Origin of the sequence: Clostridium estertheticum (assembly GCF_011065935.2) — a bacterium.
In the GTDB taxonomy this organism is placed as follows: Bacteria; Bacillota; Clostridia; order Clostridiales; family Clostridiaceae; genus Clostridium_AD; species Clostridium_AD estertheticum_A.
Genome location: NZ_JAAMNH020000001.1, coordinates 2,889,721 through 2,914,008 on the forward strand (window position 1 = coordinate 2,889,721; position 24,288 = coordinate 2,914,008).

At 31.3% G+C, this 24,288-nt stretch carries 31 protein-coding genes; 30 read left to right on the forward strand and 1 reads right to left on the reverse strand.

What is annotated here, in order from left to right:
• Positions 1 to 305: 305 nt before the first annotated feature.
• From G9F72_RS13600 to G9F72_RS13640, 9 genes are all read left to right on the forward strand, one after another.
• The gene (locus tag G9F72_RS13600) at positions 306 to 1,241 is read left to right on the forward strand and encodes a homocysteine S-methyltransferase family protein (protein WP_164955200.1); all 936 of its coding nucleotides are present in this window, start codon (positions 306 to 308) and stop codon (positions 1,239 to 1,241) included.
• 393 nt (positions 1,242 to 1,634) lie between these two features.
• A complete protein-coding gene (locus G9F72_RS13605) occupies positions 1,635 to 2,159 on the forward strand; it encodes a GNAT family N-acetyltransferase (protein WP_224676127.1) in 525 nt (174 codons plus the stop codon).
• A 40-nt stretch (positions 2,160 to 2,199) separates the two neighbouring features.
• Positions 2,200 to 2,409, forward strand: coding sequence for a hypothetical protein (locus tag G9F72_RS13610; protein WP_164955201.1), 210 nt, complete (start codon positions 2,200 to 2,202; stop codon positions 2,407 to 2,409).
• Positions 2,410 to 2,732: 323 nt separating this feature from the next.
• Positions 2,733 to 3,602: a DUF4037 domain-containing protein gene (locus G9F72_RS13615; RefSeq protein ID WP_164955202.1), complete on the forward strand. Its 870-nt coding sequence runs from the start codon at positions 2,733 to 2,735 to the stop codon at positions 3,600 to 3,602.
• Positions 3,603 to 3,865: 263 nt separating this feature from the next.
• Positions 3,866 to 4,312, forward strand: a complete 447-nt coding sequence (locus G9F72_RS13620) for an ASCH domain-containing protein (protein ID WP_164955203.1) — start codon at positions 3,866 to 3,868, stop codon at positions 4,310 to 4,312.
• Between the two features lie 405 nt (positions 4,313 to 4,717).
• Positions 4,718 to 5,263, forward strand: a complete 546-nt coding sequence (locus G9F72_RS13625; protein WP_164955204.1) for a GNAT family N-acetyltransferase — start codon at positions 4,718 to 4,720, stop codon at positions 5,261 to 5,263.
• On the forward strand, positions 5,214 to 5,804 hold the full coding sequence (locus G9F72_RS13630; protein ID WP_224676128.1) for a class I SAM-dependent methyltransferase: 591 nt from the start codon (positions 5,214 to 5,216) through the stop codon (positions 5,802 to 5,804). Before G9F72_RS13625 ends, G9F72_RS13630 begins: the two co-directional genes overlap by 50 nt.
• Before the next feature lie 410 nt (positions 5,805 to 6,214).
• The gene (locus G9F72_RS13635; RefSeq protein WP_164955206.1) at positions 6,215 to 6,994 is read left to right on the forward strand and encodes an NUDIX hydrolase; all 780 of its coding nucleotides are present in this window, start codon (positions 6,215 to 6,217) and stop codon (positions 6,992 to 6,994) included.
• 165 nt (positions 6,995 to 7,159) lie between these two features.
• Positions 7,160 to 7,318 (forward strand): hypothetical protein, encoded by a 159-nt coding sequence (locus G9F72_RS13640; RefSeq protein WP_164955207.1) that lies wholly within the window; start codon positions 7,160 to 7,162, stop codon positions 7,316 to 7,318.
• Positions 7,319 to 7,793: 475 nt separating this feature from the next.
• On the opposite strand, the gene G9F72_RS13645 is transcribed toward G9F72_RS13640, so the two are convergent.
• On the reverse strand, positions 7,794 to 8,165 hold the full coding sequence (locus G9F72_RS13645; RefSeq protein WP_164955208.1) for a cupin domain-containing protein: 372 nt from the start codon (positions 8,163 to 8,165) through the stop codon (positions 7,794 to 7,796).
• A 740-nt stretch (positions 8,166 to 8,905) separates the two neighbouring features.
• On the opposite strand from G9F72_RS13645, the gene G9F72_RS13650 reads away from it, so the two are divergent.
• The 21 genes from G9F72_RS13650 to G9F72_RS13750 all read left to right on the forward strand — a co-directional run bounded on the left by G9F72_RS13650 (position 8,906) and on the right by G9F72_RS13750 (position 24,129).
• Positions 8,906 to 9,487, forward strand: a complete 582-nt coding sequence (locus G9F72_RS13650; RefSeq protein ID WP_164955209.1) for a class I SAM-dependent methyltransferase — start codon at positions 8,906 to 8,908, stop codon at positions 9,485 to 9,487.
• 191 nt (positions 9,488 to 9,678) lie between these two features.
• Positions 9,679 to 10,212 carry a phosphoglycerate mutase family protein gene (locus G9F72_RS13655; RefSeq protein ID WP_164955210.1) on the forward strand — a complete coding sequence of 178 codons (534 nt, stop codon included), beginning with the start codon at positions 9,679 to 9,681 and terminating at the stop codon, positions 10,210 to 10,212.
• A 319-nt stretch (positions 10,213 to 10,531) separates the two neighbouring features.
• On the forward strand, positions 10,532 to 11,353 hold the full coding sequence (locus G9F72_RS13660) for a hypothetical protein (protein ID WP_164955211.1): 822 nt from the start codon (positions 10,532 to 10,534) through the stop codon (positions 11,351 to 11,353).
• A 154-nt stretch (positions 11,354 to 11,507) separates the two neighbouring features.
• The gene (locus tag G9F72_RS27425; protein WP_164955212.1) at positions 11,508 to 12,140 is read left to right on the forward strand and encodes a CPBP family intramembrane glutamic endopeptidase; all 633 of its coding nucleotides are present in this window, start codon (positions 11,508 to 11,510) and stop codon (positions 12,138 to 12,140) included.
• 489 nt (positions 12,141 to 12,629) lie between these two features.
• Positions 12,630 to 13,418: an N-acetyltransferase gene (locus G9F72_RS13670; protein WP_164956036.1), complete on the forward strand. Its 789-nt coding sequence runs from the start codon at positions 12,630 to 12,632 to the stop codon at positions 13,416 to 13,418.
• Positions 13,419 to 13,573: 155 nt separating this feature from the next.
• On the forward strand, positions 13,574 to 14,137 hold the full coding sequence (locus tag G9F72_RS13675; RefSeq protein ID WP_164955213.1) for a nitroreductase family protein: 564 nt from the start codon (positions 13,574 to 13,576) through the stop codon (positions 14,135 to 14,137).
• 38 nt (positions 14,138 to 14,175) lie between these two features.
• Complete coding sequence (locus tag G9F72_RS13680; protein WP_224676129.1) at positions 14,176 to 14,337, forward strand: hypothetical protein; 162 nt, start codon at positions 14,176 to 14,178, stop codon at positions 14,335 to 14,337.
• Between the two features lie 64 nt (positions 14,338 to 14,401).
• Positions 14,402 to 15,184 carry an MBL fold metallo-hydrolase gene (locus tag G9F72_RS13685; protein WP_164955214.1) on the forward strand — a complete coding sequence of 261 codons (783 nt, stop codon included), beginning with the start codon at positions 14,402 to 14,404 and terminating at the stop codon, positions 15,182 to 15,184.
• Between the two features lie 177 nt (positions 15,185 to 15,361).
• Entirely contained in the window at positions 15,362 to 16,252 is an 891-nt protein-coding gene (locus G9F72_RS13690) for an AraC family transcriptional regulator (RefSeq protein WP_164955215.1), read from the forward strand.
• A gap of 357 nt (positions 16,253 to 16,609) precedes the next feature.
• On the forward strand, positions 16,610 to 17,071 hold the full coding sequence (locus tag G9F72_RS13695; RefSeq protein ID WP_164955216.1) for a GNAT family N-acetyltransferase: 462 nt from the start codon (positions 16,610 to 16,612) through the stop codon (positions 17,069 to 17,071).
• 229 nt (positions 17,072 to 17,300) lie between these two features.
• The gene (locus G9F72_RS13700; RefSeq protein WP_164955217.1) at positions 17,301 to 17,744 is read left to right on the forward strand and encodes a GNAT family N-acetyltransferase; all 444 of its coding nucleotides are present in this window, start codon (positions 17,301 to 17,303) and stop codon (positions 17,742 to 17,744) included.
• A 53-nt stretch (positions 17,745 to 17,797) separates the two neighbouring features.
• Positions 17,798 to 18,250, forward strand: a complete 453-nt coding sequence (locus G9F72_RS13705) for a hypothetical protein (protein ID WP_164955218.1) — start codon at positions 17,798 to 17,800, stop codon at positions 18,248 to 18,250.
• 78 nt (positions 18,251 to 18,328) lie between these two features.
• Complete coding sequence (locus G9F72_RS13710) at positions 18,329 to 18,778, forward strand: NUDIX hydrolase (RefSeq protein ID WP_164955219.1); 450 nt, start codon at positions 18,329 to 18,331, stop codon at positions 18,776 to 18,778.
• Positions 18,779 to 18,974: 196 nt separating this feature from the next.
• A complete protein-coding gene (locus G9F72_RS13715; RefSeq protein WP_164955220.1) occupies positions 18,975 to 19,229 on the forward strand; it encodes a TfoX/Sxy family protein in 255 nt (84 codons plus the stop codon).
• 400 nt (positions 19,230 to 19,629) lie between these two features.
• Positions 19,630 to 20,133, forward strand: a complete 504-nt coding sequence (locus tag G9F72_RS13720; protein WP_224676291.1) for a GNAT family N-acetyltransferase — start codon at positions 19,630 to 19,632, stop codon at positions 20,131 to 20,133.
• A 73-nt stretch (positions 20,134 to 20,206) separates the two neighbouring features.
• Positions 20,207 to 20,698, forward strand: a complete 492-nt coding sequence (locus G9F72_RS13725) for a GNAT family N-acetyltransferase (protein WP_164955222.1) — start codon at positions 20,207 to 20,209, stop codon at positions 20,696 to 20,698.
• Positions 20,699 to 21,115: 417 nt separating this feature from the next.
• Positions 21,116 to 21,448 carry an NAD-dependent epimerase/dehydratase family protein gene (locus G9F72_RS13730; protein WP_164955223.1) on the forward strand — a complete coding sequence of 111 codons (333 nt, stop codon included), beginning with the start codon at positions 21,116 to 21,118 and terminating at the stop codon, positions 21,446 to 21,448.
• Positions 21,449 to 21,633: 185 nt separating this feature from the next.
• Positions 21,634 to 22,245 (forward strand): HD domain-containing protein, encoded by a 612-nt coding sequence (locus G9F72_RS13735; protein ID WP_164955224.1) that lies wholly within the window; start codon positions 21,634 to 21,636, stop codon positions 22,243 to 22,245.
• A gap of 223 nt (positions 22,246 to 22,468) precedes the next feature.
• Complete coding sequence (locus G9F72_RS13740) at positions 22,469 to 22,975, forward strand: AAA family ATPase (RefSeq protein ID WP_164955225.1); 507 nt, start codon at positions 22,469 to 22,471, stop codon at positions 22,973 to 22,975.
• A 42-nt stretch (positions 22,976 to 23,017) separates the two neighbouring features.
• On the forward strand, positions 23,018 to 23,167 hold the full coding sequence (locus G9F72_RS13745; RefSeq protein ID WP_224676292.1) for a GNAT family N-acetyltransferase: 150 nt from the start codon (positions 23,018 to 23,020) through the stop codon (positions 23,165 to 23,167).
• Between the two features lie 206 nt (positions 23,168 to 23,373).
• The gene (locus G9F72_RS13750; RefSeq protein WP_164955226.1) at positions 23,374 to 24,129 is read left to right on the forward strand and encodes a Nif3-like dinuclear metal center hexameric protein; all 756 of its coding nucleotides are present in this window, start codon (positions 23,374 to 23,376) and stop codon (positions 24,127 to 24,129) included.
• Positions 24,130 to 24,288 lie beyond the last annotated feature (159 nt).

Below are 24,288 nucleotides of genomic sequence, written 5' to 3' on the forward strand. Positions count from 1 at the left end.
ATATGAGATTTTTATGGATTCTTTATTTATAATGAAATAAATAGTGAATAGATTAGTGAAAACAGCACGCTCTATAAAGTGTGCAAGATCGAAATATCTACTAACAAGGCACTCAAGTTCGCTTTGGCTTGATAAGACAGCCAAAGCACATTCCTTCACCAAGCGCGTCACGCTAAGGATCAGGAACGTCGGCAACAAGAAACGTTGTCTGAAAAGCTATATTTTACTAAAATGTGTCGCTGTTATATAGATAGTATAAGATGTTGGTTTAGTAAATCAATTATTATGCATTAAAGGAGGTAAAAATGGATTTTCAAAGTTGCTACAATAATTCTTCTTTTATTTTGATGGAAGGTGCATTGGGTGAGCGTTTAAAAAGAGAATATGATATTCCTTTTGACGAAGTTATTGCTCTTGCTGGTCATATATACAATGAAAAACCTAAGCAAGCACTTAAAGAATTATTTCATCAATATATAAAAATATCTCAGCATTATGATTTGCCGATTATGCTAACGACACCAACTCGCAGAGCAAATAAAGAACGTGTTGCACAATCTAAATATAATAAGAGTATTATTTATGATAATATTTCATTCTTACGAGAAATAAAACAGGACTTCCCTTCCGATGTGTATATTGGTGGACTTATGGGGTGCAAGGGTGATGCTTATAAAGCAAGTGATGTTTTGTCTGAAAAAGAAGCATTTGAATTTCATTCCTGGCAATCTTCATTGTTTGCGGAAGCTAAAGCTGATTTTTTATTTGCAGGTATAATGCCAGCTTTGCCAGAAGCTATAGGTATGGCAAGTGCAATGGGAAATACAGGTCTACCATATATTATTAGCTTTATGATAAGAGATGACGGTAAATTAATAGATGGTACAACAATTAATAAAGCTATAAGATCAATTGATAATGTGATAAACCGTAAACCTCTTTGCTATATGACAAATTGTGTTCACCCAAAGGTGGTTGCAAAAGCGCTATCTCAATTTTATAATCAAACAGATATAGTAAAAACCCGGTTTAAGGGGATACAAGCTAATACTTCTCCTCTATCACCAGAAGAACTTGACAATTGTTGTGATTTAAAAACTTCAGATGCTGATAATTTGGCAAATGATATGTTAAAACTATGTATTGACTTTAATCTTAAAATCTTTGGTGGTTGCTGTGGTACAGATGGCACCCACATGAATGAGATTGCTAAAAGATTAAGTCAGATGGTCTCATATTGAACTTCCTATTATGATCATAAACTATAGTGAATAATCTTCTTATAAGGTGAATTTGTAGAATTAATTAGTGGTATTTAGCATCGATTTGAGAGCATACTTAACATCGATCATCAGATAACAAAATGTTGCCGTATACCTTGGCTAGAGAGTACTTTGAATGGGTACAAGTTATGTATTTAAAAGCATCATTCATTTAAAGAAAGTCTTAGAACACCGCTAAGGCACATTTCCTAACCTATGTGCGATCGCACTAAGGCTGGGAAACGTCGTCATCACGAAACGCTAGGCAACAGAAAGTTGTTAGCTCAAGAAAAGAGCATTTTATCACTATGTAAATATGTAGCATGTATGTAAAATACATGTTGATTTGATATATTCTAAGGGGGGATCATATTGAATTTAATTGTGTCTGGTGATGAGAACTTAATACTTCGCCATTCAGAAAGAAATGATACTGCATTAATCTTGTGGTTTATTAAGGAATTAGCTACATATGAAGGGGAATTGGATCAAGTAATAGCTACAGAAGAAACACTTGAAAAATCATTATTTGAGCAAAATGGTGCCGAAGTAATTATTGCAGAATATGAATCAAAGCCAGCAGGTTTTGCATTATTCCATCAAAACTTTTCTACCTTTCTTGGAAGGCAAGGTATACACTTGGTAGATTTGTATGTTATACCTGAAATGAGAGGTAAGGGTATCGGTAAGATTATACTGTCTTATCTTTCAAATTTAACCATTGAAAGAGACTTTGGAAGATTAGAGTGGTGGGTACATGATTGGAACATTTCTGCAAAAAGATTTTACGAAAAGTTAGGTGCATTTCCGTTAGAAGAATTGAAAATTTATAGACTTTGTGGAGAAGAATTGAATAATTTTTCACAGGAATATAAGAACATTTTAGAGGCAGAATAAAATTTGCCATCACCTAATAATGTGTTATAGTTCGCTTTGTATGAGAAGATTGCAAAGCACACCTGCGAAGCCAAGTAGGGAAAGAGTATGTAATAATGGGGGGCTTTACTGGCAGTCCGCAGCTTATGCATTATGGGAGCGTTATTACACAGAAGATTTCATGTTAAATGGAAAAGAGTTTGAGAGAAATTATAATGTACAAAAAGGCAAGGTTGGGTTGGTAACGCAGAATGTAAGTTGTTTGAAATGAAAGATGGAGTTGACTTTGCTAATTATAAGAATAAATGAAATGATTTCAAAGGGTATAGAATTTGTAAAAGAGCCAAAAGTCCAATATATTAGAAGAGTTTAAACCTTTCCAAGAATTCGAAAGTATTGTAATAGAACTGATACATAGAAAGAATAATTACGTATGGTATGTCTTGAGAAAAATAGGACTTAACTTAAAAAGCGTGGATTATAAAGAATTATTTTAAGTAATAGATTATACATTTAATGGCATCTGAGTGGGTTTGTAGTATATAATAATTATACTGTTTTAATAAAAAACCGTATGAGATAGGGGGACTTATTATGTCAAAAGATATATTTAATAAAGAGTGTGAAGCTAGAATTAAGTTAGCAAGAGAAATTGCGAGTAAATGTTCAATAGAATATGGAAGGGAAATTATTATTGTGGGTTCTGTTTCAAGAAATCTTGCAGATGAAGATTCTGATATTGAAATAGAATTTTTAGTAGATAATTTATTATCAGAAGAAAATATGATTAATTGGATTAAACAGATTGGAGGAACAGATATACATCCGTATGGTGTACCAATAGGGGATGGCTCAGTTTGGGTAATATTCAAGTATAAAGATTATTGGATTGAAGCAGGATGGCAGACTATTAGTAGCATGAAAAATAACATAAATTCAATTATAGAAGGTAAAGTAACTACCCATGATAAACTTATTCTTGCTTCAGTATTAAAAGATGCAATTTTTATCAGAGATAATGGTATATTAAGTGATTTACAAGGACAATTAAATCTTTATCCAGAAGAACTTCAGAAAGATATTATAGCAAATACAATTGAACCTTGGACTATGGGTTTGGCAATGGCGGTTAGAAAAATGCTATCTAAGAGAGAGGATAAAATTCCATTCCTTCAAAGAATGATACCAGATATTCAAAGGATTTTAAGAATTTTATATGCAATAAATGGACAGTGGGAACCAGATTGGAAATGGACAAAATATATAATCAGTAATCTAGAGATAAAACCAGAAAATCTAGAAGAGAGGATAGATTCAATTATATGTATAAAAGATACTAAAGAGAATTTAAAGAATTGCTTTGAGTTAATAAAGGATACATTATTACTTATACCAAAAGACCTTGAACTAGGTGAGACAGTTGCAGATATATTAAAAAATATTGATACAACTACAATAGTATAGTATTATTCTTGATTTAGATAGTGCTCTACAGGGCTCGATTGGTAGTTTTACAGATTCTTGGAACGAAACAACAAGCAACTAGGGCACATTCCATCACCAAGCGCGTCGCGCTAAGGCTCAATAACGTCGGGAGTTAGCAACGTTAAACGGAATATTAGAGAAAGAGAGTGCTTACTTAAAAGTTTTTGGATTTGGGTTCATTGAAACTAATAGTATTTAATAGCTAAGCAAAGATTATTTATATTATAGGAGGATAAAAACATATGACTGAAAACGAAATTTGGAATTTATATACCAAAAATAATGATGTGAAAAATAAGACCTATGATGCTTGGTGTTTTGGGGGAAGTACTTCAATAGCAAATGAACTTGCAAAACTTGTAGTAAATGGCATCAAGACGGCAACCGCATCTGCTTATCAATTATATGAAGTTGAAAACAGTCCGTTGCCGCCAATAGGAGGTTTGAATATTATTTTGGACACTGATAATAATGCTGTTTGTATAACTGAAACAACTAAAGTTTATACTTGCACATTTGGGGAAGTGCCAGAAAGTCATGCTTTTAAGGAGGGAGAAGGGGACTGCTCCCTAGCTTATTGGAGAAAAGTACATAAAGACTTTTTTTCAAAGGAACTCAAAGTTTATGATATCGATTTTGATGAAAATATGATTACTGTTTGTGAAGAATTTAAGGTGATTTTTAAATAATATGCATTAAGATCAAAGTAAGTAGATTTTTTATATCTTCTTTGTAGGGAGGGTCTTTATAATTGGTTATTATTAAGGAGAAAAATGAAAGTGAAAATGAATAAGGCAAGATGGATTATAACAATTATTGGTACTTTGTTATTAATATTGACTTGGATACATTATGAAAAATTCAATATTTTCGTTGGTTTGTCGTGTTGTCTTTTAACTTTAATATTTATGATGTGGTATTATTCGGATAAGTCTGTAAAAAAAGAAAATAAAAAGAATAATGTAAAGTAAAAAAATGAGTGTTATCTGAAATTTCAGGTTTATGGAAGTTTATATTTATGCATTAATAATTTTTTATTAATCATGGGATAAATTAAAGATGCAGTTTTTTAAGAATTAAAAAGGGGTGATAGAATGTTCATTTTAGAATCAGATAGGTTAATTGTAAGGAGATTTTGCGATGATGACTGGAAAGATTTATATGAATATCTTTCTCAAGAAACAGTTGTTATATATGAACCATATAATGTTTTCAGTGAGGAAGCGTGTAAACAAGAAGCAGTTAATCGTTCGCAGAACGATGCGTTTTGGGCTGTATGTCTAAAAGAAAACAATAAGTTAATAGGAAATATTTATTTTAAACAACAAGACCCTAAAGAATTTTTAACATGGGAAATAGGTTATGTATTTAATCCTCCATATTACGGAAAAGGATATGCGACTGAGGCAAGTAGAAGGATTTTGCAGTACGGTTTTGAACAAAGAGGTGCCCATAGAATTATTGGAAAGTGTAATCCCGAAAACGCTTCATCATGGAGGTTAATGGAACGACTATCAATGAAGCGGGAAGGATACTTTAGGAAACCAGCATTCTTTACAAAATCATTTGATGGAAAACCGATATGGCATGATGCTTATCAATATTCGATATTATCTGAAGAATTCTTCTCAGCAGAATAATAAAGAACAATTGGAAGACAATCAATGCACTTATGTTGGAGTGTTAGGGGTCGCTGGTGGTAATGGTCTTGATAATATTGATATTTTAACAACACAAAAAGTTTATGCCGTTGACATAAACAGAAACTATCTTGATATTTGCAAACAAAGATATGAATATCTGGGAAGTACTTTAGAAATCCTATGCGGTGACTTAATTGATGATGCTGTCGTTTTACCTTACACTAACCTATTAATATGTAATTTGATTATTGAATACATAGGTGAAAAGGAATTTATATCTATTATTTATAAAAATAAAATTAATATAGATGTAATATCATGCGTTATACAGAAAAATAATGACAATTCATTTATAAGTAATTCAGAACTTAATTCACATTTTGAACCCATTTTATTTATTCATCATGACATTGATGAAAATAAACTTAAATATCTATTTTCTACTATTAAATTTACTTGTATTAAATATAAAAAAATATACTTCCAAATGGTAAGGAATTTATTAGAATGGACTTTAGACGCTAATAATTTGTATTGACCTTAAAGTGAGCATAGGATTTATAATTAATTCTTAATTTTCTTATTATTCAGATTAAATTAAGCGTATCTTTCAAATAAAGATAATTTAAAACCAACGCCAAAGCACATTCCTTCACCAAGACCGTCGGGCTAATGTTGATAATAATTCATAGATAGAACATTGAAAACTTTGATTCAGATTCTTCTTTTATTGTGATGCAATAGTGAAGCCCTGAAGAAGTGAAGCCAGAAATATTCCATCTTCTAACAATGTGTTCAAGTTCGCTTTGCATGAGAAGATTGCAAAGCACACCTTCGAAGCCAAGTGCGGTCGCACTGGCTTCTTGGAGTATTAAACACGAAACGTTAAGTAACATCAATCTGTGTAGCGTGTTCTACACGAGATATATAAGAAAGGATGTAAATAATATGAACGAGACTATTATTTCTGATTTTAATAATAATATAAAAGTCTACTATACAAACAAAAAAAAATCTTTACCCATGGCTTATAGAGAAGATATTAATAGGCATTGGGAAAGCCTATTAATTAGCGGCAAAAAATTTTTCAATGGGGATGTATTTACAATTAATAATATAGAAACTAATGAAGATAGCGTAAATATCTTTGTTGGCTTAACTGACTATGCGCATTTTTTATATACCATAAATAAAAATAATTATGAAGATAATGATTGTAGAGTTATTCATACCTCCGTTTTGATCGAAACTAATGATAATAAATTTGCTATTGGTGAAATGAATGAGGGAACTGCATTTCCTTTTAAGCTTCAGTTTATTGGCGGAGGCATAGATAAGAGTGATATTAAAGGAGCAATTTTAGATTTAGAGCATAATATAAAAAAAGAAATTTTAGAAGAACTAGGTATTGAGGTTGAAAATAAAAGAATTGTGAAAAGCTTGAAGCCTTTCTATTTAAAAAGTGGGGGCCAAAGTAACTTTCTATCTGCTATTTATAAATTGGAATTATTAATTAATGAAGATGAGCTTAAGTTGCTATTAAATAAGCATAATGAAGGTTTAGCATTAAAAATGGAAATGCAAGAAATAAGATCCTTAATTTTTCTTGATGCTAAAAAGCAAGCTATAGAGGAATTTGTAACTAACGATAAAAGAGAGAAGGATGGAAATCTGATAGCAACTTTGGAGGCAGCAGTTGGAATAAGACCAGTTTTAAGATTCAAGTAAATACTTTTTATTATTAAGTTATACTATATCGTGTCACAATTGAGAATTAATAATAATAATTTCGAAAATTTTAATTAACATTTAAAGTAAAATAAATGGGTATTATATGAATTTACAGAATGTATTTATGATTTTATTAAATAGATTAGAGAAACGTGAGAATTTATGGATATGCCCGATGATCCGGAACTTAATGTAGATATGTGGAAACTTGAGCGAGAAGAAGAACAACCTATACATAGTTGGGTTGATGTTGCGTCATTTGTAGACGAGGATGATATTATATTCTCAGATGCTGGATGGCTATGGATACAATGTAATTGAATTAATATTCACAACAACATTGGGGTGTTTTGGAAAGACTTTACTTAACAATGTATTGCCGTTCGCTTTTGCATGAAAAGACTACAAAAGCACACCTAATTATATTTGCATGAGAAGACTGCAGATCACACCTGCGAGCCTAAGTCCGGTCGCACTAATGCTCTCGGCGTCTGGAGCACAAAACGATATGCAGAATTTAGAGCAAAAAATGATTATTCATAAGTTGTTAAATTTAGCATGATTGATACGAGGTCGTAAGAAAATACCATAATTATAATTTCTGAAAAATACGGTACTTAAAGATTTATTCAGTTTTATTATTACATCGTTATATGCCTACTTTTCGCTTCCAGCACCGAAGCCCACATTGTTGCTATATCGCATATAATAATAGGGGATATAATCCTGCTACTTAATCCTTATACAATGTAGGTTTCCATAATTGGAAGCAAAATATAGGTTTAAAATAAGCGTATTAATCCCCTATGGGTTTTATCCCTTCATTTTCTATCATTAAAACTATTGCCTTAGTGTTTGCTATAGGTCTATGCATAGTTCCCTTTGGAATACATATTCCTTCATTTTTTGCTAATTTAAAATTGCCTTTTTCACTTTCAATTAATAGCTCACCATCTAAGACAAAGAATACTTCATCATCATTATCATGCTTATGCATATGGAATTCACCTTCAAATATTCCAAGTCTTAAAACAGATGAATTCACTTTACAAAGAGTCTGGTTAAACCATTTCTCTTTGCAGCTTTCAATTATCTCTGGAACTTTTATTACCTCGAGATAATCATATTTTATATCCATATTAAGGTTATATTTATTTTCATTTACCATAACTATCCACTTCTCCTCATCTAGATATATTAAAGAAAAAATCTATAAATGTTATCTATATTACCTGTAAAATATAAATTTACAACTTAATACTATTACCATAACTATACTATAAATCTCGCTTAATTGGAAATTATTTTAATACCGTATTATTCAGTTTTCAAAGAATATTATTTTAGTTAGTTATTTCATAATCTTCCTATATTGTACCACAATTATTATATAGCATGGACAATATTCAAGGATAATTGGAGTAGGTATTGCTCAAGCGTAGTGGCTAAACTCCGTATAACAAATATTGTCGTCCGCCTTGGCTGGTGGACTATTTTTATATAGCGTTGTGTAAATTTATGACTTATAATCTATATATAGGTTAGCAGTTAATCCTTCGCCAAGGCTTATTTTCCAACCTAAGTGCGGTCGCACTAAGGCTGGGAAACATCGGCAACAACAAACGTTATACGCCATTTAATGAAGTAATATAGTGTGATCATTATATTAACCATAATAAATAAAATGTAGTATAGCGTGTTTTCTGTACTATATAGAAAGTAGAAGTAAATTTAACGTGAAAATAAAGTCAGTGTAAGGTTTTAAATGATCTTATCACTAGATATATGAAGAAAGGATGATATACCGTGGAAAATAATAATAATAATAATAATAATAATAATAATGTTTGGTAAAAAAGCTATCAAAATACAAAACAATTATGGAGTTCAAACCCAGATTCGAAATTAATGCAATATTTTGATTTAATAAAAAGAGGAGACTTACTTGATTTAGGAATAGGAGAAGGTCGAAATGCTTTACCTTTTGCTTTTTCAGGGTTTAATATTGATGGAGTAGACATCTCTGATACAGCTATAGAACGCTGTAAAGAAAATCTCAATAAAAAAGATTCAATTGTTAATTTAAGTAGCTCTGATTTAAGAGAATATCATATAAAGAAAGATAAATACACATTAATAATTGTAGCGAATGTTTTAAATTTTTTTAAAAATTCGGAGATGGAAATGCTAATAAAAAAAATAAAAGATGGGTTGAAAGAAGATGGAATAGTATATTTAAATGTATTTTCAACCTTAGCACCGCAATATAATTCAATAAAAATGAATAAAAAACAAGTTGAGGAGAATACGTTTTATATAGAAGAAAGGAATTCATATAAACATTTTTTCACTCAAGAAGAACAAAATAAATATTTTTCAGATTTTGAACTAATCTGCTGTTGTGAAGGTTTAGAATATGATCATAGCCATGGGAATCCACATTATCATGGTGGAATTAAATTCATGGCTCGTAAGAAAAACGGCGTATAACAATGTACTCCAGTTCGCTTTGCATAAAAAGACTGCAAGCACACCTGCGAGCCAAAATGCGGTCTCACTAAGGCTCTCGGTATCTGGATACGAAACGTTAGCAGAAAGAATATTTTATCGGGAGTTTATGTTCCATTACTAAAAAAGTGATAGTGTGCATCTGTAAAAAATTGAGTATTATTGGAGGATAAATGAATATAGGATTAGTTAGGCATTTTAAAGTTAATTGTTATACAAAGATGTTTATGACATCAGATGATTTTAAACAATGGGTAAAACAGTATGATAATAGTGATATTATAGAAAATAAATTTGAAATAGGAAACATAATATGGCACAAATGCTTTTCAAGTGATTTATCAAGAGCCACTAAAACTTCAAAATCTATCTTTACAGGAGAAATAATAAAAACTCAATTATTAAGAGAAGTGCCTATCGCACCAATATTTAATACTAATATAAAACTGCCTTATGTATTTTGGTGTATAAGTGGGAGAATTGCGTGGTTTTTTCAACATAAATCTCAAATAGAAAATAAGAAAGATACTCAAAGACGAGTAAATGAGTTTTTAGACAGTATAAAGAATGAATCAAACAATAATATATTAATTGTTTGTCATGGCCTCTTTATGAACACACTTCAAAAGGGACTTAAAAGTAGGGGTGTTAGTGGACAAAATATAAAAAGGCATAAAAATGGTACATTATATTTATATAAAAAATAGTTAGAACAACAAATTTCTTATAGTGCAGTGCAATAGTACAGAACTGAGGAAGTTAAAACTATCGAAAAAGTGAGCGTAGAAATATTCCATCTGCTAAAAATGTGTTCAAGTTCGCTTTGCATGAGAAGCTTGCAAAGCACACATGCGAAGCGAAGTACGGTCGCACTAAGCTTCTCGGTGGTGTTGAACACGAAACGCTATCTGAAAGGATATGTTCGTGATAGTTTATTTTCGTTACTAAAATACAAATAGATAACCATTTGGAGAGTGTTGTGTTGCAGAATATTATATTATTATAAGAGAATATGGGGGAGTTAATATGATAGTTAATACAGAAATTTTAGACGCATATTTAACTGAAAAGTCTTTAAAAGGAGTTAAGGACCACTGGATATTTAATTCTATTGTTGAAGGACAATATATATTTGAAGAACCCAAGGATGTAGATGAAGTTAAATTAAGAGCTATTTGTAAAATATTGGTTGATGAATTAAAAAACTTTCAACCGTTAAATAAATGTTTATGGCAACAATTTTATGGTGATATGCAGGTGCCAGATACAATATATGTATATTTAATTGTTGGTTCACCAAATCCTTATGATGCAATGGTTAGAGAAGATGCAAAAGGTAATAATTGCGTTATTTTTGACTTGCTTAGAATAAGTTCATATTCTGAAGATGTATCTAAAATATCAGATATAGTATCAAGTTTTGTTACACATGAAATATCTCATATTCTTACTAATAATGTATACCCTTGTTCAGCCATTGAGAATTCACTATTTGATAATTTAAAACAAATTGTATTTGATGAAGGAATTGCACACTTTTTGTCATTCAAAGATGATATTTTATCAATTGACTGGTACAGTGATGAAATGAATATAAGGCGAAAAAACTCATATCAAATGTTAATTAACGTATTAAAAAATAATTCTAATGTTGATAAAAAACAAATATTAGAAAGATCAAATAGTGGTTTGTATTGGGAAAAATTCGGGGCTATTTCAGGAATCTTTGCAATTATTGATTATTACAACTCTAATGACAAAGATATAAAAGTATTTAAGTATATATTCAAAAAAGGGCCTGATTTACTAATTGATTTTATTTTCAATAATAAAATCATTGATTCATAATGTACTTATATTATTTAATATTTAGTTAGAATCAAAATTTATTAATTATGAATCATAGTAGAATAATATATGTTATTTATTAAATACGATTATAACAATATTCTCTTATAATAAAGAGTAGTAACAATTCATAGCGTTTAAGGGGGGGATTAATGTGGCAGATAGTGAAATTTTAATTGAGACAATTATTGTAATTGGTATAACCATTATATTGTCTACAATATTTAAAGATTATGGATCAGTAATCATCATTATTCTAGTAGTGTTCTTTCTTATTGAAAGTAGAATAAGGCATCGCTCTTGGGTTAGTATTGGATTCAATGTTAAAGATACTTTAATTAACGCAAGAAAAAATTGGTGTGTGGTTGTTTTCGTGGGAATTATTTTGCCACTATTAATATTTTTTATTGCAAAGCAATTTGTACCAGAATTTATAACACATGTCAAATCTAGATTGCCATTAAATATTAATGCTATTATACCAGCAATAATAGCCATTACAATTGGTACATTTTTAGAAGAAGTTATTTTTAGAGGATTTATTCAAGAAAGGTTAAGCTGGTTCATAGGTACTCCAATTGCCATTATTATTACTTCTATTTTATTTGCTTTTATGCATATTTCAAAAGGAAGTTTTAAGATTGTAACGTTTGATTTGACTGGAATATTTATTGATAGCATATTTTATGGAATTATTTTTTCGAAAACAAAGAATATATTTGCTTCATGGTCTGTTCACTATATGAGCGATCTTGTTGCTCTGTTATGTTTCTTATTTTTTATTTAAGGCGTTTCTATATATTTTGCATTATAATTATTGGAATAAACTAAAAAATTGATTAACGTTAGTACAACCTAATATTCTGTTATATCCCGATAATGTAGATGATTATGGTTTTATGAAGACAAAGTGAAGTACGTCTTTGTTATACCTATAAGCAGGCTTCTAAACTTGAAAGGGAACAACTTTATAGAGCCTTAGGGCAGGCTTATTCAAGTATTCATAATATAGGAAATGAATGGGCAGTCGTTTGGGATGGAGATACACGTAAAGAAAAAATACTCAATTCATCCTCGAAGTTTTACAATTATGCTGAGATTCATAATGGTAGTGCGAAGTGATGGACAAGCTATACAGGCAAATTTATGTTTTAAACTAAGAAAATCAAAGAATACGCCAAGGCACATTCCTTCCAAGCGCGTCGCGCTAGGACTTAGGAACGTCGGCAACAAGGAATATTAGGCTTCATACTAATTAAAGGAAAAGGTGATAAACATGGAAAAATTAATTGAACTGAATACCGACAACATTTCAGAAGAACACATTTGCTGTGCTATTTCTGATAAGAAATGTAAAGAAAGCTATGGACTAAAAAAAGATTGGCTAAAAAAAGAATTTGCTAATGGCTATGTTTTCCGAAGAATTGATGCGAGAGCAAAAGTTTTTATTGAATATGGACCTGCTGAAATGGGCTGGGTTCCTGTAGATGCACCAAATTATCTAATGGTAAACTGTTTTTGGGTTTCTGGACAATATAAAGGACAGGGTTATGGAAAGGAATTGTTGAAAACCACTATTGAAGATGCAAGAAGTCAAGGAAAAAGTGGATTGGTTACGGTTGTTGGAACAAAGAAATTCCATTTTATGAGTGACACAAAATGGCTTTTGAAACAAGGATTTGTAGATTGCCAGAGAATATCATCCGGTTTCAGCCTTTTAGTGATGAAAATTGACCCCGATGCTGAAACACCTAAGTTTAAAGAATCTGTAATCAGTGGCGAATGCCCTGACAAAAAAGGAATAGTTGTATATTTTTCAAATAGATGTCCATTTGCAGAATTTCATGCAAAGACTTCTTTGATTGAAACAGCTACTAAAAGGAATTTGCCCTACAAGATTATTAAACTTGAAACAATTGAACAGGCCCAATCAGCACCAAGTCCTGCGACTATTTTCACTTTATTCTTTGATGGAAAGTTTATTACAACAGATATAAGTGTCTGCATGGAGAGCCGCTTTGACAAATTATTAGAAAAAGAATTGCAAGGAAGTACGAACGCCTAACAACGCACTCAAGTTCGCTATGGCTTAGGAACGTTTTGAGTGCAAAACGTTAAGTGAAATTGTTCACAAAGAGACCGCGCGTCCTGCGTGAATTGAGAGGGAAGGGTTTGAAGAACAAGAATATTGGTTATTTTAATTAGGAAAGGGGTTTTAAAGTGGACGTAATCGAAACTATTTATAAAAGAAGAAGTATAAGAAATTATTTAGATAAGCAAGTTGAAAAAGATACGATTATAACTTTGTTGAAGGCTGCTACAGCTGCACCGACGGCAGCAAATTGTCAACCGTGGGAGTTTATAGTTATTGATGAGACTGAAAAACTTTCTGAACTGAAAGATAAATTGATTTTTGCGAGATACAATGCACCTGTTGCTATTGTTGTGTGTGGGAATATGAAATTATCTTTTAAAGGCCCATCTCAAGAAATGTGGGTTCAAGATTGCAGTGCGGCGATAGAAAATATTTTGATTGCAGCAACAAGTATTGGGCTTGGTTCAGTTTGGATAGGCATACACCCTCTTGAAAGCAATACAAAGATATTAAAAAAAATACTCAATATGCCTGAATATGTTACTCCACTCGGTATTGTATATGTTGGATATTCTGCAGAGGAAAAAGATGCGAGAACACGGTTTAATGAGAAAAGAGTATATTGGCAGGAGTATGAACCTAGCCGTAAACACAAGACAAAGGATAAGCCTGTTATAGGGCATTACTAGAGGTTTTAGGTGGTGTTTATACACAGAATGAAAAGATAATGTCAATAACAAAAAGTACTTTAGTAATAGGAATTGATATCGCTAGCAATTTCAGTAAATGTATAGATGAACCAGCCCCGCTCATCAAAGAATTATTTACTCATACTTCCTTAAGATATGCAGACTTTTGGTGTAGATACTCTCTTAATTTACTTGCCTGATTATTGTAATATCTAAGTATAGAAAAAACATTATCAAGCTTTAAGAAAAAAGGAGTGTTGTAAAATGAAAAGTAAATTATTCACCAGCGTTCTCTCAGTATGTGTTACTCTTATGCTCATATCAGGCTCAAGCGTAAATGCCGAAATGTTGAAAAAGAACAGCTATGTTGAAAAGAAGGGCATAACCATTGAATACTTCGGACATTCAAGCTTTGGAATAAGCGACAGTGATGGTATGAAAATCGTTACAGATCCATATGATCCAATATTGGGATATACATTCCCAAGTATTTCAACCCAGATACTTACTGTAAGTCATGACCACTTTGACCATAACAACGTGGCTGCGCTTAAGGGATACAAACAGCTAATCAATGCCACCACTGGCAGCTTTACAAATGGAGACATTAAGGTAAGAGGGTTCGCCTCCTGGCATGACACTACAGAAGGAAGTGAAAGAGGCCCAAACACCATATACACCTACGAAATAAACAAGATTAAAGTATGCCATCTTGGAGACTTGGGACATGAACTTTCAGCGGAACTCATCAAAAGCATTGGAGAGATCGATGTATTGATGATACCCGTTGGAGGCACCTTTACAATAAATTCAGATGAAGCCATTAAAGTAATCAACAGCATAAACCCCAAGATTGTTATACCAATGCACTATGGAACTGATGTTTCAAGACCAATATTTGAAGACTACCTGGCTCCCGTGGATGATTTCACTTCAAAGATTAAGCTTGAGGGATGGGAAATCGAAAACATTGATAACCTTACACTTACCAAGCAGATGCTTAACACCTTAAAGTCTAAAAAGGTATTTGTGTTAAATTACAACTAATAAATCATGACCATGAGCGGGAAGTTAAAATTCCACGCTCATTTTTTTATGTTGAAATAACTTTATGTACTACCTGTTTGCTTTCCATCCACCTATAAATAACATTTATTGCAACTAAGTGGATAATATAGTAAAATATATCTATATATGCAATATCGGGATAAGAGGAGGATAGACATGGAATTTTTCACCATGGATGAGAAAAGAAAAATTGGACTTCCGTTGTATTTAGAAAAAAACGAGGATTTTACCTGCTCGAGCCATTCAATGTTCAGGCTCATATTCATATATGAGGGAACCGGAATACTTAAAATGAATGATAATCGGATTCTCTTTATGGCTCCAACAGTTCTATGCCTTCATGAAAAGGATACTCTGACCGTGGAGCAATTCCATAACGTAAAGGCTAAAACCATTTATTTCGATCCTGTGGTTATTAATAATATTTTTACGCTGGAAAGGTTAAGGGGAAATCCAGAGGACTTGTCTCAAACTGAGTTTGCGGACTATTGTCTGTTAAGTCCCTTTTTAATCGGACCGGACAGGAGTGGCGAAATAATTCAAGTTGGCCTAACCGCTGAAAAAAGGATTATGGTTTTTTTAGATCGTTTAGGCAATGAACTTGATACATTAGACAATAACTTCTGGCGATGCAGAAGCAGATCAATTATATATGAAATATTGTCTTTCCTTCAGTATTTATACACTGAAATGGAGATAGACAATAATTATAAGGTGCTTGAAAGTGAAAGTGAAACCGATAAGGTTATTCTATACATACATGCTAATTATGAACAGAAGATTACCCTGAATCACCTTACTGAAGTCTTTCACATTAACAAAACAACACTTTCCGAGGAGTTTGCCAAGGTGACCGGGGTGTCTGTCATAGACTACCTCATCAGACTCAGAATAAAGATAGCCTCAATACTTTTGAGCCAAACTTCCATTCCCATAAGTGAAATTCTCTATAGAACTGGGTTTAATGACAGCACGCACTTTGGTAGGATGTTCCGTAAATACACAGGTTTTTCACCCTCTCAATACAGAAGGAGTAAATCTTCCTAGATCGAACAGAAATTTAAATTCACTCTCTCGATAATGAAACCTCGGGCTTAATCCTGGGGCTTCTGGTTACACTTCCTATAACAAAAAATTACCATTCAGCTTGGCTTGAAAAGATAGCCAAGCAAATAAATCCACTTAAGAAGGATTTGTGGGATTTGAACTCAAAATTATTAAAGAAAAAAGTATATTCATTTGCCCCCTATATGCCTAAATATAAGATATATGCTGAAACAGGTTACAAGTGGGATAATATCAGCGAGGGATAGCTGGAGTAGGTCTTGCTCAAAGTGTAGTGGCTAAACTCCGTATAACAAAATGATAGTTATTATATTTTGAAAATTAAAGGGGTTGATGCAGATGGATCACATATTTGTTGCTGAGGGGTATGAAGCAAGTGAATTAAGTAGGTTAGCAATTGAATCGGAGTCATTTTGGGGTTGTGATTCTGATTTTATGGATAAATTTAAGATTATTTATCAAGTAACTGAGGAGTTTATTAGAAAAAATCCAACATTTATTCTTTATGAAAATGGCAAAATTATTGGATTTTATGCCATTTTAGTTAATGCGGAAGAAAGTACAATAGAATATTTTTATATTAAACCTCAATGTATAGGAAAAGGATATGGGAAAAAAATGTGGAACCATTTAACAAATTATTGTAAAAAGCATAATATAACTAATTTAACACTAGTAACAAGTCCACAAGCTAAAGAATTTTATGAAAAAATGGGAGCTATACAGATAGGTGAAGTAGAATCTATTTTGAAAAATGGACGGAAAATTCCAATACTTAAGTGTAACTTTGCAGATGTTTAATTTACCAAGGCACATTCCCCAGCCCAAGTGCAGTCAGCGCTGGGAAACGTCGGCAACACGATACGTTATACGGGATTTTACAATAAAAGAGCGGCTACTTACGAGTTTACAAATCAGTAAACATGAAAAATATTACATGGGAAAGAGGAGTAGCAGGTTTCACTTGATTGAGATGTAGTTATACTAAAATATGAAATATGATTATTTATATTTGAAAAGGAGAAAAGTAATGAAAATTAAGATAATGACAACAAACGATTACGAAAAAGTATATCAATTATGGTCTAGTACAAGTGGAATGGGAATGAGAAGTTTAGATGATTCAAAAGAAGGAATATCTAAATTTTTATTAAGAAATCCTACATCAAATTTTGTAGCTATGATTAACGGTGAAGTAGTTGGAATAATACTATGTGGTCATGATGGACGTAGAGGATATATTTATCACACTGCTGTTAAAAGCAATTATCGAGGTCAAGGCATAGGAAAATCTTTGCTTGAAGCAGTATATTATGCCTTAGAACAAGAAGGAATCAATAAAGCAGGATTAGTTGTTTTCAAAACTAATGAAATTGGAAATTCATTTTGGCAATCACAAGGGTGGGAAGAAAGAACGGACTTGAATTATTATAGTAAAGTACAAAGCTATAAACAAATAGATACCTATAAGTAATGTGTGTAAAATGAATATGTTTATATTTAAGTTAAATTTAAAGGGGTGGGAAGGTGAATAAAAATATTTTGTTATCGTTATCATTATTAATTGCTTCTTATTTTGTGGTAACGTTTGTTGGTTTTATTCATATGATTATTTTGAATCGTTGTTTTAGTGTGCCTAGTGCTAAACAAGCTGGAGTGCCAATGTCAAAATCGCCAGCTTATCATGCCTCTATTCCATATCACCCAGTTTATAACCTTTTGATATTTCCATGCTTTGCGCTGATTTATTTGATACAAGTAAATCCAGTAAATTTATGGCATGAAATGTTAGTGACGGGAATTACCTGGGCAGTAGTTTCAATAATAATTGATTACATAGGATGGGTAGCAATTCCTCATGCATGGAGATTAACCTATAAAGAATTTTATATAGACTATCAACCATGGATAACATTTATTTATATAATTATATTTAGTAGCCCATTTATTGCAGGAATTATTTTGCATTATATATTATAAATAAATATTTTTTTTATTAATGCACATTTGTAAAATATGAGTAATATGATGTTAACATTAGGAATATGGGGGGAGCTTATGAATTTAAGAAAGGTAATTCGGAAAAAGCCTAGAAATATTAATGGAGCTGGAATCTTATTAATAGACAGAGATAAGAAAGTGCTACTACAACTTAGAACTGATAGTAATTCTTGGGGTATTCCAGGTGGTTGCCTTAATATTGGGGAATCTTTAGAAATTGCTGCAAAAAGAGAAGTCTATGAAGAAACAGGACTTATAGTTGATGACTTACAATTATTTAATGTTTACTCAGGAGATGAACAACATTGGATTTATCCTGATGGCAACGAAGTATATATTATTAATAATGTATTTATTTCTAATAGTTTTCATGGAATTTTGAAGGCTGATGAAATAGAAAGTAAAGAAGTTAAATTTTTTGATATAAATAATATACCTACAGAAATTATCCCAACAAACATTCCTATTTTAAAAGATTTAAAAAATAGAATTGATAAGTATTTTTAATAAAAGATATTATAATATGAATTTATAGTTTATGCTTTAACAAAGTTAACACGTAAACTTCTTATTTTATTAACAAAACCCTAAGAGTAGAAAAAGAGTAATGGATTAAAAGTTTTGGATTGGTTTTATTAAGACACAAACATATAAAAATTGCGAAATAAATTAATGTTATATATGTGAATGGAGGGATGATGTAATGGATGACTTATCCATGTTGCCTAACATTGGAAAAATAGTTGAGCAACAACTAAATGAAGTTGGAGTAGAAACGGTTAAACAATTAATTGAGCTTGGAAGTAAGCAAGCTTGGTTAAGAATAAAAGGTATTGATGACTCTGCTTGTATAAATAGGTTATATGGTTTAGAAGGCGCAATACAGGGAATTCGATGGCATAATCTTTCAGAAGAAGTAAAAAGCGAGTTAAAAGAGTTTTATAATACTTTTAAATGATTGTAGGATTTGTAGGAATAAAGATGTTTAAATGAAGATGTGGCATATGCTGTAACAGCTGTGAACGTAAGGAGAAAGTAAATTGTAATGGGTGTCTCAATATGTCAGCTCCATTTTGGCACTATAACCCGTTACCTACGATTGAACAATGTAAAAAATGGATGAGAGAAAATGTGTGAGCTTAGTCTAGATTCAATTTTACTTAACATTATTATAATATTGAATCACAATCAATAAGCAGTATGAGTCATATTCAATGATAACTGTTGTTGAGTCTTATTCAAAGTGTCGTGGCTAAATCTCTGTATAACAAAATTTTGCCGTATGAAACACGAAACGATAGAGGACATCTTACTCATAGAATTGAGGAGATTTAAATTTTAGATAGGAGGACGTGAACATGGATTTTAAAATAAGAAGATTACAAGAAACGGATGACATGGTTCAACTTTTAGCTTTATCAAAAGCGTTTTTTGAGGAATATGAAACACATCATGATTATTTCTTTAAGATTGATTCAGTTGAATATGAAGATATCAGCGGTTATTTCAATTCGTGGCTTAATAATGATAATAAAGCAGCCTTTCTTGCTCTATTAGATGACCGTATCATTGGTTATATTACTGTATATGTAAAGAACCAAGCAAGTTTCTGGAAGATTAAGCAAATAGCTGATATATCCGGGTTGATGGTAGAAAAGTCGATGAGAAAATACGGGGTTGCTTCGGAGCTGATGAAAGCTGCAATGGCATTTTTGATAGATAAGAAGATTGATTTTTTTACATTATTTACTTCAAGTAATAATATTGAAGCAATAGAATTTTATAAAAAAATTGGTATGGAGACATTATACACTCATTTGATGGGGTCGGTTAATAATACAGTATTAAAGATAATAAGTTAAATGTTTGATGAGGATTTGACCTGATTGAGATGTAGTTGTAAGATAAGTTGAATTGTTAAGGAAGGTGAAAACAATGAATTTACGTTTAGCAAACACAGATGATGAAAAAAAAATAGCAAGTTTAATTGCACAGTTTAGAACAGACTTAAAACAACTTAAAGGTATTAAATCAACTCCTAATATAGAACAAGCAAAGGAAGAATTCAAAGAATATATACAAGCAAAGTATCCTATCTTTGTTGCTGAAGAAAATAACAAAGAATTGTTAGGATATTTAGTTTGTCGAATTGATAATGGAACAGTTTGGGCTGAATCTCTATTTGTTTCTTATAATGCAAGAAGAAATGGAATAGCTTCAAAATTATATGAAAAAGCAGAGGAGATTGCAAAGGAATTGGGAGGAAGTACAGTTTATAATTGGGTACATCCTAACAATGATAAGGTGATACCATTTTTATCTAAAAAGGGATATAATGTTTTAAATCTTATCGAAATAAGAAAACCATGGGAAAATGAAGTGCTAACTCAAAAAATAACTGTTGGAAAGTATGAGTATAATTACTAGGTAGAAACGTTCTTATATTGCACCAAAGTTATTATGTAGTATGAATCATATTCATACCTTGAGTAGGTATTGCTCAAAGTGTAGTGGCTAGAACTCCATATAACAAAATGTTGCCGTCCGCCTTATCTGGTGGGCTCTTTTTATATAGTAATGTGTAAATTTATGGTCTATAATCTATATATAGGATAGTGGTCTACTTCCGCCAAGGCACACTACTTCACCAGGCCCGTACGACTAAGTCTCAAGAACTATGGCAACAAGAAACGTTAGGCATAATCTTTTGTTGAAACCGGAAGAAATTTAGTGTAAATAATTAAAGTAACTATAACAATATGTTAAATATATGTAATCAATGTAAAAAAATCGGTGTAAGGGTTTAAATGCTCTTATAACGATATATTAGAAGGAGAATAAAGTATGAAAATATTGGTTATGGGTGGAACAGAATTTGTAAGTAGTTCATTAACAAAATATCTGATATCAAAAGGTTATATTGTTGATATATTTACAAGAGGAATTAAATCTATTAAATATAATGGAATTAGAAAACATTTAAAAGGTGATAGAAAATCAATTGAAGATTTAAAAGTGAATATTTCAAATGAGAAATATGATTACATCTTTGACATCTCAGCACCTCAAATTAATTTATATGAAGGATTAGAACTAGCATATAAATGGTATTGTAGTGCTAAGCCAGACGTAAAAGATGCTAAAATGAATAAAATTGATTTAGTATTAGATATATAAAGAAGATATAATTGTACTTACAATGACACCATCCTTTTGGATTTTTGTTGGGTTGAGATACAACAATTATACAAAAAAGAGGGGGTCATTGTTTTTTCGTTATAAAAGCAGCTTAAACCCTTGCTAAAGCAAGGATTAATATTAATAAAACAAAGGTAGTGTTTATTACAGAGAGGGGTTTAAAAATGAAAGTACCTACTTTAGAACAAGCAATTAAGTTTATTAAATATGCTGAGAAAAGTAATCCTGGAGAATGGATAGCACATTCATATAATGTAGCAAAAGCAGCTAAATCGATTGCAAGTGAGTGCCATGATTTAGATAGCGATATTGCCTATGTCTTAGGGTTGCTACATGATATAGGTAGATATGAGGGCCGTGTACAAATGCATCATTCTGTAAGCGGATATGACTTTTTGATAAACAAAGGGTATGTTGATGGTGCACGTATAGCATTGACACACTCATTTGTAATACCAGATATTAGAGTTTACGCTGGACATGCAGATTGTACTGAGGAGGAAATAATTTTTATTAAGGAATATTTAAAAAACACAACGTACAATGATTACGATAAGCTTATTCAGGTATGCGATACACTTGCTTTACCAGATGGTATATGTTTGATGGAAAAAAGATTATTGGATGTGGTTATGAGATATGGTACAAATGATTTTACTTTAATAAAATGGAAGAATTACTTAGGCTTAAGGGACTACTTTAGCAAAAAAATAGGCAGGTCAATTTATAAAGTTTTAGATGGTGTTGTTGAAACGACTTTTGGGTTCAATCCATAATTAGCTATAAGAGTGGGTTAGTTTGTGGAAATTGTACGCTATATAGAGAGTGCAAGACCCGTCAGGCAAAGGCTCAGGAACGTTGGAAACAAGAACGTTTTACGAAATTTAGAACGAAAAAGTGATTGCTCATAAGTTATAGGGCGTGATCTGATTGAGACGTAATTGCAAAATGAAATAAAGCAAAGCTAATTTATATAATATACAGTTATGGGGTGAACAAATGCTTGGTAAAAAAATAATGATTATTGGTTGTTGTGGAAGTGGAAAAAGTACTTTAGCGAAACAATTAGCACACTGCGTGGATTTACCATTAATCCATCTAGACAGAGAGTATTATAAACCTAATTGGGAAAAACCTACTAAAAATGAATGGGAGGAAAAAGTACAAAGTTTAATTTCAAAAATTGAATGGATTATGGATGGTAATTACTACAATACATTGAATATGCGTATGGAACAAGCAGACACAGTTATATTTTTAGATATAAACAAATTTTCATGTGCATTTAGAGTTATACAACGGGCATGTTTTTCAAAAGAAAGTATGCGTTCAGATATGGGACATGGATGTCACGAAAGATTTGATATGGATTTTTTCCGTTTTGTATGGAATTTCGATAGAACTATGCGTCCTCGCATTTATGCATTATTAAAAAATTATTCACAATTGAATATTATTGTTTTGAAAAGCAGTAGAGATATTAAGAAATTTATAAGTGAACTCTAAATAAAATGAGCATAATCTTCACAAAAGGCATTTATAATCATTCTGAACAATTCATTTATTGTTGCATTATTTGTTTTACAAGATTATCAAGGGCAAGGTATAGGCCGAAAAATACTGGAATACTGTAAATCTATATATTCAAGTTTAAAATTGGGAGTTTATACAGAGAACATAAGTGCAATTAACGTTTAATTGTAGTGCCTAAGCTCCGTATAACAAAATGTTTCCGTCCGCCTTGGCTGGTGGATATTTTTATATAGTAATATGTAAATTTATAACTTATAATCTATATATAGGTTAGTAGTTAAATCCATCGCCAAGTCACTAGAATAGATATTTCCCACACAACTATATTGAATAAGATACTTACATGCTATTAAATTTAAGGAGGAGAACATATGTTAATCAAAGATTTTGAAAACTTTATTATTGATACTTTTACAAAAGAAAAATTAGAGATTGTAAAAGAAAAAAATGAATATGGATTCACTAATATTGGGAGCGAAGAAGTTTTAAAATTGGGATATTGTACAAACTTAACTATTGAGTCTGCACTAGAGGCAGTAAAAAATAATGTTAATTTACTAATAACACATCATGATGCTTGGGAGTGGATGTCTGGAATGAAGGAAGACGTACTTGATATTTTAAAACAAAGTCACATAACGCATTTCTATATTCATTTACCATTAGATGATGCTGAATTTGGTAACAATACTTCAATATTAAAAAAACTTGGATTTAAGGTTATAGATAAATTTTCAAATGATGATGGAATGTATTGTGGAAGGATAGGAGAAATAGATGAACCTATTGAGTTTGAAAAACTAGTGAATAGAATAGAACTGTTATTAGAAGAACCAATACGGAAATGGAGAAATAATGAACGATTAATAAAGAGAATAGGAGTAGTAACTGGTGCGGGTTTTTCTGCTATTGATATAAAAGATGCTGTTAAGTTAGGTTGTGATGCATATTTTACTGGAGAAAAGATACTCTATACTGTTCAATATGCACAATACAGTAAAATAAATCTTTTAGTTGGCAGTCATACATTTACTGAGATATTTGGATTGGAAAGTTTAGTTAAAATAATTAATGAAAGATATCCTATGGTAGACATTATAAGGATTAAAGAAGAGCATATTGAGTAAGTTCGACAACTAATAAGATCTTATTGATGCTATTACCTTTTATTCTTATGGTTGGATTTGTGGTTATGTTAATTAAAATAGAAAAAAGACACTTATTTCCCGCACTTGGGTTCAAAAAAGGCATATTGCCAAACAACTTTTGATCGCATTTCCTATTTC